The following is a 9,846-nucleotide window of genomic DNA, read 5'->3' as shown; positions in this document are numbered from 1 at the left end:
AGCAATAATTTGGGTTAAACATTAAGGTTTTCAAAATTACGGAATGTTTTCCATTTGTTGCTATTTTGTGAAGTGGTTTTTTGTAGTTGTTTGTTCTTGTTTGTGTTAGGGTGAGATGTACTTATCGTAATGTTTTGACTGTTGCTTATAGTTAATCCCAAGGTGGGTCTTTCGGAAAAAGGTGCTGTGCGGAGAATATTCCATCGTAAGGCTGCTTGGGTTGGAGTATGCAGGTATTGTTCATGCGGAAGGAAGTATTGACACCGGCTGTTATCGAAGGGGTGAAATCTTTTCATTCTTCCCGAGCGCTTAAACATTTAAGATTTGAGAGGGCCTTTAAGGCTGTTTTGTGAATTGTTCCTTGGAATAATTTCAATGTTTGGTTCACGAACTACTGATTTATTGGTAATTTTCGGGATTCATTGTTTGATTTTTAGTTGCTTGTTATGTCGGAAATGGTTTACGATGCCCATTTGGAGGATCTTTATAAGAAGTATGCCGCTTTGCCGGAGATGGAAAAACGGGCGGTGGAAACACTGTCTGTTTTGTTTGGTGGCTTTTATAAGTACGTGAAATTGCGCAACTTGTCGGCCCTTATGGGCTATAAGCTGACCAACCCGGAGCTGACGGATTTGCTGACGTCTTTGCGGAAGAAGGGTCTGGTGGAGGTGGATGGCCATTATTATGTGGTGGAGGTGGAGTTGCGCTTGCGTTTGTTTCTTGAGTTGATGCAGGATCCGCATTATGTGGACCTGGTTTTTAATACGGATGTGAGTGACTATTCGCAGCCGATGCGGGTGACGCCTGAGCTGCTGTTGCGCAATTATTTGCTGGAGGGTTTGTTTCCGGGCCGGAGGCTGCCTCTATTTTGGGAGTGGGAGGATCGGAGTGAGTTGGCGGATATCCCGGATTTGTTTTTTGTAATGCATTATATTATTCGGCAGCCGGGTTATGATGCGTTGCTGGCGCGGGATGGGGCATTCCTGGCGCGGGTTTTTCAAGGGGCTTTTTCGTATGGGATGGTTACGATGGACGGACTGCCTTTTTTGCGTCGCTTTTGTGAGCGTATGGAGCGCTACAATGCGGAGGCGGTGTTGCATGGTTTGTTGTATTTTGACTGGGTGCAGGGGCGCTTTGATGCGGCGCCCAAGCGTTTGAAGGAGTTGAAGTGCGGTACCCATTTGCTTTATTTTTCGCACATGGCGCTTTTCAGCGGGGCCACTTCGCATGCGCTGGATCTGTTTGAGAGGGCGCGGGTGACGGGTGAGGAGGGGGAAAAAGTGCGGAAGCGCTTTTTTTCGATGACGCACGAGTACCTCTACTGGTTTTCTTTTTTGTTGCTGCCCGATCGGATGAATGTGAAGGAGGTCAATGCTTTCCTGAAAAAGACGATGGGGAGGGACGATCGGGAGTCGTCGCTTTTGCTGCCTTTATTGCACCGGATCAAGAGCGATTTGCCTTCGGCCAAGAAGGCGGAGGAGTTTTCGCGAAGGTATGTGATGGACGATTTTGAGGATAGGGCTTTTGCTTCGCTGGCGATGTTCTGGAACCGCTATCTGGTGCGCGATGCCGAGGAGGGTATGGATGTGGAGCGTGCAGTGGCTTTTTGCATGGATTTGCAGGAGAACGAGGCCTGGCTGTTTTTGAATGAGATGCTTTATTTGCTGCGGGAGGCGGGATTGCGGACGCCCTTGGGGGTGGCGCTGCCGGAGGGACTGGATTTGCCGCAGCCTTTGATCAGTCGGGTCAGGCGGGCCGAGAAGTGGGAGCATACGCTGGATGGTTTGCTGGCTTTGGGGGGACCGGTGAAAGCGGAGTCTTTGGGCGACGATTCGCTGCGGGTTTGTTACCTGGTGGATCCGGAAGAGACGCTTATTCAGCCTTTGTTGCAGACTTGCAGGGCCTCGGGTAAGTGGACCAAGGGGCGGAATATTGCGCTGAGCAGGATGAAGGAGGGCGGCGTGGATGGTATGACGGAGCAGGATCACCGGGTGGCGAAGGCCATTCGGGTGAGCTCGGGTTATTATGGGGCGCGGGAGTATTTTTTCAACGGGGAGCTGGCTTTGCCGGCTTTGTGCGGGCATCCTTACTTGTTTTTGATGGACAATCCGGAGGTGCCGCTGGAGTTGGTGAAGGGACAGCCTGCGCTGATTACGCAGCAGACGGGCAATGTGGTGGAGCTGAAGAGTGATTTTAAGTTGTTGAAGGAACGGGGGAATGTGTTTGTCCGCAAGGAAACGCAAACGCGCTACCGCGTTTACGCTTTGACGCCGGTGCAGCGTAAAGCTTTGGAGTTGCTGGGCGACGGCATCAAGGTGCCGGTGGAGGGCAAGGCGCGCTTGCTGAAGGCGGTGGAGCAGTTGAGCGGGGTGCTGGAGGTGCAATCTGATTTGGTGGAGTCGTCGGGGGCCATGCCTACGGTGGCAGGGGATGCGCGCATCAGGGTGCAGATTTTGCCTTTGGGGGAGGGCCTTAAGGCGGAGTTGTTTGTGAAGCCTTTGAATACGGTGCCGCCTTATGCCCAGCCGGGTAAGGGGGGCAAGGTGATTTACGGGGTTTTGGGCGGTGAGCGTTGCCAGGTGCTCCGCGATTTGGCGGCGGAGGCCGCCAATCGGGACCGGGTGCTGAATGAGGTGGCGCTGACGGTGGAGGAGGACTGGTCGGGCGAGGCTTTGTTGTTCAGCGATCCTTATGATTGTCTCCATTTATTGGAGACGGTGGCGCGTTTGAAGGATGTGGCGGTGCTGGAATGGCCCGAAGGGGAACGTCTGAGCGCCAGGAAGTCGGCTTCGCTGTCGAACCTGCGCCTGGGGGTTAAGCGTAAGGGCGACTGGTTTGAACTGCAGGGGGAGTTGCAGGTGGATGAGGATACGGTGGTATCGATTAAGGACTTGCTGAGTCTCTCGCGCAAGGCCCGGGGACGTTTTGTGGAGCTGAAGAAGGACCAGTTTTTGGCCCTGACTGCAGACTTGAAGAAGCAGCTGGAGGAGTTGGATGCTTTTGTGAGTCTGGATAAAGGCCGGGTGCAGGTGCACCGCTTTGCGGCCCATGCGCTGGACGAGATGAAGGAGCAGGTGGCCTCGTTTAAGGCCGACAAGTCGTGGCGCGACTTTCGCAAACAGGTGGCGTTGGCCGGGGAGGAGGACCTGCCGGTGCCTGCTGCGCTCAAGGCGGAGTTGCGGCCCTATCAGGTGGAGGGCTTCCGTTGGATGGCCCGTCTCCATGCCTGGGGCGCCGGTGCTTGTCTGGCCGACGATATGGGTCTGGGTAAAACCCTGCAGGCTATGGCGCTGTTGCTGCACCTGGCCGAAAAGGGCCCCTCACTGGTGGTTTGTCCCGCCTCGGTGGTCCCCAACTGGGTGAGTGAACTGCAGCGTTTTGCGCCGGCGCTTAATCCGGTGCTGTTGAAGCCGGGGAACCGGGAGGAGACGTTGGGGGCTTTGGGGACTTTTGATGTGCTGGTGGTGACTTACGGATTGTTGCATACGGAGCAGAAGTTGCTGGCGGGCAAAGCGTGGGCGGTGGCGGTGCTGGATGAGGCGCATGCCATTAAAAACAACCAGACGAAGGCTTCGAAGGCGGCGATGCGACTGACGGCCGACTTTAAGCTGGCGCTGACGGGTACGCCGGTGCAGAATCATTTGGGGGAGTTGTGGAACCTCTTCAATTTCTGTAATCCGGGTTTGCTGGGTACATTGCAGCATTTTAACGAGCGCTACATCAAAAGCGAGTCGGACCACCAAAGGGCCCACCTGAAGAAGCTGATTGCGCCCTTTATTTTGCGGCGGACCAAGAATAAGGTGCTGGATGAGTTGCCGGCCAAAACGGAGATTACGCTGAGTGTGGAGTTGAGCGGGGAGGAGATGGCTTTTTACGAGGCGCTGCGCCGACAGGCGGTGGAGACCATTGCCTCGGGCGAGGGCAACAACGGGCAGCAGCACCTGCAGGCCCTGGCCGAGATCACGCGACTGCGTTTGGCTTGCTGCCATGCTTCGCTGGTGCAGGAGGGACTGGATTTGCCGTCGTCTAAGCTGGATGCGGTGATGGATATTGTGGAGGAGCTGTTGGTGAATCAGCACCAGGCTTTGATCTTCAGTCAGTTTGTGGGCCACCTGGCGCTGGTGCGCCGGGTGCTGGATGAGCGGGGAATTAGTTATCAATATCTGGATGGTTCCACACCGGTGCCTGAGCGCGAAAGGGCGGTGCGCGACTTTCAGGCGGGCAAGAGTCCCCTGTTTCTGATCAGTCTAAAGGCGGGTGGACTGGGTTTAAACCTGACGGCGGCGGATTATGTGTTGCATCTGGACCCGTGGTGGAATCCGGCCATTGAGGATCAGGCGAGCGACCGTGCCCACCGTATGGGGCAGCGGCGTCCGGTAACCATTTACCGCATGGTGGCCAAAAATACCATTGAAGAAAAAATTGTGCAGCTGCATGCTACCAAGCGCGATATGGCCGATGCCATGCTGGAGGGGACCGACCAGAGTGCCCGCCTGTCGACGGCCGACCTGCTGGCGCTTTTGCGGGAGGTGTAGGGACTTTGCGCGATTACCAGGCGCGGGTTGTTGGGCGTTGTTTTGATTTGTTTAACTTTGCAGGCTAAATTCTTGCCGTTATGAGTCCAGACCACATTCGGGTGCGTTTTGCCCCTAGTCCTACCGGTCCCCTGCACATAGGGGGCGTTCGTACTGCATTGTTTAATTATCTTTTTGCCAAACAACACGGCGGCACTTTTATCTTGCGTATTGAGGATACCGACAGCAACCGTTTTGTGTCGGGAGCGGAGGAGTACATTAATGCAGCTTTGGAATGGTTGGGATTGACTGTTGATGAGGGGGTGAAACAGGGTGGCCCTTATGGGCCTTATAAGCAGAGTGAGCGCAAAGCCATTTATAAGGAGTATGCCGATTTATTGGTAGCAAGGGGTTGGGCCTATTATGCTTTTGATACGCCGGAAGAGTTGGAGGCTTTGCGTGCCGCTGCCGAAGCGGAAAAGGAGGCTTTTGCCTACGACCTGCACAATCGGGCTCGCTTGAATAATTCTTTGAACTTGTCTGAAGAAGAAGTGCAGGCACGACTCCAGGCCGGAGTGCCCTATGTCCTGCGTTTTAAAATGCCTGAGAATGTGGAGGTGGAGGCCCGGGACTTGATTCGTGGCAGGGTGGTTTTCAATACCAATACCCTTGACGATAAAGTGCTGTATAAGTCGGCCGACCAGTTGCCTACTTATCACTTGGCCAATATCGTAGACGATTACCTGATGAAGATTTCTCATGTGATTCGTGGTGAGGAGTGGTTGCCTTCCTTACCGCTGCATGTGATGCTCTATCGCGCCTTTGGCTGGGAAGGCAGCATGCCTGCTTTTGCTCATTTGCCGCTGATTTTGAAGCCCAATGGCAAGGGAAAGTTGAGTAAGCGGGACGGGGATAAGGAGGGCTTTCCTGTTTTTCCCCTGGAATACACTTCGCCCGAGGGGGAAGTGTCTGCCGGTTACCGGGAGTCGGGTTATTTCCCTGAAGCGGTAAATAATTTGCTGGCTCTGCTGGGATGGAACCCGGGCACCGAACAGGAATTGTTTTCGTTGGAGGAATTGATTAAGCTCTTCTCTCTGGAGCGGGTGAATAAGTCGGGTGCCCGTTTTGATCCGGATAAGGCACGTTGGTTCAACCAGCAATACCTGATGCAAAAAAGCGATGTGGAAGTGGCAGCTGCTTTTATGCCTTTGTTGGACCAGCGTGGGGTAAAGGCCGACTTAACTTTTGTGGAGAAGGTGGTGGCTTTGGTGAAGGAGCGCGTGCAGTTTGTGCCTGAGCTGTGGGAACAGGCGTTCTTCTTTTTTGAAGCGCCGGTGGATTATGATTCCAAAGTTGTGCAAAAGCGTTGGAAGGGAGAGGTGCCTGTGTTTATGGAAGAACTGGCCCGGATGTTTGCTGCTTGCACCACCTGGGAAGCAACCTTTTTGAAAGAAAAAGCATCTGAGTTGATGCAGGAGCGTGGGCTGGGCTTTGGCGCTGTAGCCAATGCCCTTCGTTTGGTGTTAACAGGCGGGGCTTTTGGCCCGGATTTGTTTGCCATTGTGGCGCTGTTGGGAAAAGAGGAGGTGCTTGCCAGGCTTTCTACGGCTGTGAAAAAGCTTTCGTAGTTGGATTTTGTTGACAATTTTTTGTCTTTTTTGGCGTTTGTTGCAGTAAAGTGTAGCTGTTTATGGGCGACCCAGATTTATTGACATAATACTATTTCTGTTTCTCAAAATATTGGGTGTGGTTTTTTAACTGTTTTATTATGAGGATATTTTGGCTTTTTAGCTTCATGTTGTTTTTGTGTTTTTCTTTGGCAACGGCGCAGAATATAAATCCCGCAGCAGTAGATGTTTCTGCTTTAAGCGAGGGGCAAATTATGCAGCTGATAACCGAAATGCAGAAACGTGGTATGAATGAAGACCAGGCTCTGGCTCTGGCCAGGGCTAGAGGGGTGAGCGAGGAACAGATTACATTGTTGCGGCAGCGCATAGAGTCGGTGTTGGCCGACCAGGGCGGATCGAGGAGTGCCTCTTCGGACCTGGAACTGGAAAGTGGTTTGTCGTCGGACTTCCTGTTTGGGGGGGACGAACTGTTTTCGACCAAGTCTTTTTTTATTCCCAGCGCCGAAGAAGAGCGCTTGTTTGGATTCAGTCTGTTTAATAGTGAAAACCTTTCTTTTCAGCCTAATGCCAATTATCCGGTCACCGAAGCTTATGTAATTGGGGTTGGTGACGAATTTCGGGTAGATGTTTATGGGGCCTCACAACAGAGCTATGTAATGATTGTCGATAAGAACGGCCAGATTCGGATCCCAAATGTTGGCCCGGTTGGTGTTGGAGGAAGAACTTATGGTACGGCAAAGGAACTGATTAGAGAAAAGTTGTCATTGATATACCGAGATTTGGTTAGTTCTGCTCCAGAGACTTTTGCGAATATTCAGCTGGGGGCGGTTCAGCCCATTTCAGTGAGTGTCATCGGAGAGGTGTTTGCTCCGGGAACTTTCAATTTGCCTGGTGCTGCTACGGCTTTTAATGCACTGTTTTTGTCGGGCGGCCCCAATATTAAAGGCAGTTTTAGAGACATTAGAGTAATGCGTAACGGTAAGGTGGTGCATCGCCTGGATGTTTACGATTATTTGGTGAATGGGAATGGGGCTGTGGATGTTCCTTTGCAAAACGGGGATGTTTTAATGGTTCCTACTTACAAGCAGCGTGTCCGCGTTGGGGGTGAATTTATCAGAAGTGGCATTTTTGAGACTGCAAGTGGCGAAACGTTGGATAAGTTGATAGAATATGCCGGTGGTTTTAATGAGCAGGCATATCGAAATCGTGTTGAATTGTATCGAAATACCGGTCGTGAGCGCATGGTCAAAGATGTTTTTCCAGAGGACTTCTCAAAATTGGTGTTGCAGAACGGAGACAGTATTTTTGTGGGTGAAATTCTCGATCGTTTTGTCAACCGGGTGACTCTAAATGGAGCAGTTTTTCGACCGGGGACTTATGAGCTTGGCGAAGGAATGATGTTGAGTGATTTGTTGGAAAAGGCCGATGGTTTGCGCGAGGATGCTTTTGTGGAAAGGGGCTTAATTATGCGCAGGAACGACGATTTAAGTCTGTCTAATGTGAGTTTTCGTGTTGGCGATGTGGTAAGTGGCCAGGACGACATTGTTCTTAAACGGGAGGATGTTGTTCAGATTTTTTCAATTGATGAGTTGCGTGAGGAGCGGTCTGTTTCTGTAAAAGGAGAGGTGCAGCGTCCTGGTAGTATGGGTTTTAGAGAGGGTATGACATTGGGCGATTTGATTACTCTTTCAGGTGGTTTTAATGAGTTGGCTTCGGAGAGTTATATTGAGGTGACCCGGCGTTTGAGTTATGAGGAAGCGGAAGAACCTGGTTCACATACTGCGCATCTGTTTCAATTTAACATTCCACGTTCCTTAGCTCTGAGCAGTAAGGATGCTGCCTTTGAGCTGCAAGCTTTCGATGAGGTTTTTGTGCGCAGGGCACCTGGTGGTATTAAGGAAGGAACGGTTCGGATCAGCGGAGAGGTGAATTATTCGGGCGATTATGCCCTTGTTAAAAAGAACGAACGTCTTTCGGATTTGATAACCCGCAGCGGAGGTTTTACGGCTGAGGCTTATTTGGATGGAGCTATGTTGACCCGGCCCATACGCTTGACTGCCAAGGAAAATCGCTTAAGAGAATTTGCCAGGGCACAGAACGAGGGTGGAGATACCGAGCTGATGGATTTTGAGGTTGTGGGGGTGGACTTGAAGCGCGCGATGAACGATCCGGGTGGTCGGGACGATATCTTTCTTCGTGACGGTGATGAATTGGTCATTCCGCGACGTAACCAGACGATTCAGGTTGGGGGCGGTGTCCTCAACCCTTTAAGTATGCCTTATGTGGAAGGTCGGGGCGTAAAATACTATGTAAAGAACAGCGGTGGCTTTGCTTTGCGCTCTAAGCGAAATCGTACCTATGTGATTTATCCCAATGGCAGTGCAGGTGCTACCAGCAATTTCCTTTTCTTTCGGTCCTACCCGAAGGTCACCCCCGGAAGTGAAATTGTGGTGCCTCAAAAGCCTGATCGTGATCCGCTGCCGGTTACGGCATGGATTGCTATTGGCAGTGGAATTTCCACCATTGCTTTGACACTGGCTACTTTAATTAATTCTTTGTAACAGCTTTGGACTTATGGTTGAAAAAGAAGGAGCGCTTTCCGGTGAGGAGTCTCTTATAAAAGGGGACAGGCTGAATTTAAAGGTTTTGTTTTTGGTCCTGAATAAGGGTTGGAAGCGTATTTTGTATACTGCCTTGTTGGTTTTTGTCCTGACCATACTGGTCGTGATTTTTATTCCTAATCGTTTTCAGGCCGGAGCAGTAATCCTTCCCAAAGCGGTTGGTGCCTCTCAGCTTGATCGCCTGGGTGGATTGGCATCCCTGGCTGGAGTGAACCTCAGTAGTATGGTTGGGGAGACCTCCGAACTTCCGCCAGACGTGTATCCGGCCTTGGTATACAGTTACCTCAATGTGAAGAAATTAATGGAGGCTGAATATAACTTTAAGGGAGTTTCCCATTCTATGAGTTTTTATGAATGGTTTATAGGCGACTCGGTTTCTTCATTTTCTGATAAAATGGCGAGGTACACCATTCGTTTGCCCTGGACCATCATGGACGCCCTTAAAAAGGAGCCGGGACTGGTTGAGGCGGGGACGGACCCTAGTAATTTGATTCTGATCAGCAAGCGCGAGGCCAAAGTGCTAAAAGAGGTGCGTTCAATGATTGATGTCGACGTGGACAGCAAAACAGGACTGGTTAGCCTTCGGGTGGAAGCAGAAGAGCCGCTTCTTGCTGCCCAGATGGCTCAGTTGGCGGTGGCTCAGTTGCAGGAAGCTATTGTTCGGCATCAAACCAGCCAGGTCGCGAATAATTTGGCTTTTGTTGAAGAACGTTTAAAGGAACAGCGTGAAGAATTGCGGGAAGCTCAGAAGGTTTACTTTGAATTTCTGGATGCCAACCGGAACAGGGTAGCAGAACGTTCTGATCTCAGGCAAAGAGAATTGAACGATGCATACAACCTGGCAGTTCAATTGTATCAAAGTTTGGCAGAACAAGTAGAACAGGCAAGGATTGCTGTCAAAAGAGAGACACCCGCTTTTTCTATTATAGAACCTGTAAGTGTTCCTTCTGAGAAGTTCTTTCCCAGGCGTTCGCTGGTGGCAGCATTGGGCCTTTTGGGAGGTGTTTTTTTGGGACTGTTTTGGGTTTTGGGTGTTGCTTTGTACAAATCAATTAAAATGAATTGGGAAAGTCAATATTAAAA

The 9,846-nt window shown here is 51.1% G+C and carries 4 protein-coding genes; all 4 read left to right on the top strand.

Annotated elements, in window-relative coordinates; genetic code table 11:
- Positions 1 to 446: 446 nt before the first annotated feature.
- The 4 genes from B4W65_RS15025 (at position 447) to B4W65_RS15010 (ending at position 9,844) form a co-directional block, all read left to right on the top strand.
- A complete protein-coding gene (locus B4W65_RS15025) occupies positions 447 to 4,535 on the top strand; it encodes a DEAD/DEAH box helicase (protein WP_088655992.1) in 4,089 nt (1,362 codons plus the stop codon).
- Between the two features lie 80 nt (positions 4,536 to 4,615).
- Positions 4,616 to 6,142, top strand: a complete 1,527-nt coding sequence (gene gltX, locus B4W65_RS15020) for a glutamate--tRNA ligase (RefSeq protein ID WP_088655991.1) — start codon at positions 4,616 to 4,618, stop codon at positions 6,140 to 6,142.
- A gap of 140 nt (positions 6,143 to 6,282) precedes the next feature.
- The gene (locus B4W65_RS15015; RefSeq protein ID WP_240509588.1) at positions 6,283 to 8,703 is read left to right on the top strand and encodes an SLBB domain-containing protein; all 2,421 of its coding nucleotides are present in this window, start codon (positions 6,283 to 6,285) and stop codon (positions 8,701 to 8,703) included.
- 13 nt (positions 8,704 to 8,716) lie between these two features.
- Positions 8,717 to 9,844: a GumC domain-containing protein gene (locus B4W65_RS15010; RefSeq protein WP_088655990.1), complete on the top strand. Its 1,128-nt coding sequence runs from the start codon at positions 8,717 to 8,719 to the stop codon at positions 9,842 to 9,844.
- Positions 9,845 to 9,846: the final 2 nt, after the last annotated feature.

This window comes from Geofilum rhodophaeum, assembly GCF_002210225.1.
GTDB lineage: Bacteria > Bacteroidota > Bacteroidia > Bacteroidales > Marinilabiliaceae > Geofilum > Geofilum rhodophaeum.
The sequence above is the reverse complement of the archived record's forward strand: the minus strand, read 5'-3'. Positions and strand labels throughout refer to the sequence as shown.

Excerpts from the sequence above, each read along its gene's own strand:
- B4W65_RS15010 (WP_088655990.1), top strand. The coding sequence starts at position 8,717 with ATGGTTGAAAAAGAAGGAGCGCTTTCCGGTGAGGAGTCTCTTATAAAA.
- B4W65_RS15015 (WP_240509588.1), top strand. The coding sequence starts at position 6,283 with ATGAGGATATTTTGGCTTTTTAGCTTCATGTTGTTTTTGTGTTTTTCT.
- gltX (WP_088655991.1), top strand. The coding sequence starts at position 4,616 with ATGAGTCCAGACCACATTCGGGTGCGTTTTGCCCCTAGTCCTACCGGT.
- B4W65_RS15025 (WP_088655992.1), top strand. The coding sequence starts at position 447 with ATGTCGGAAATGGTTTACGATGCCCATTTGGAGGATCTTTATAAGAAG.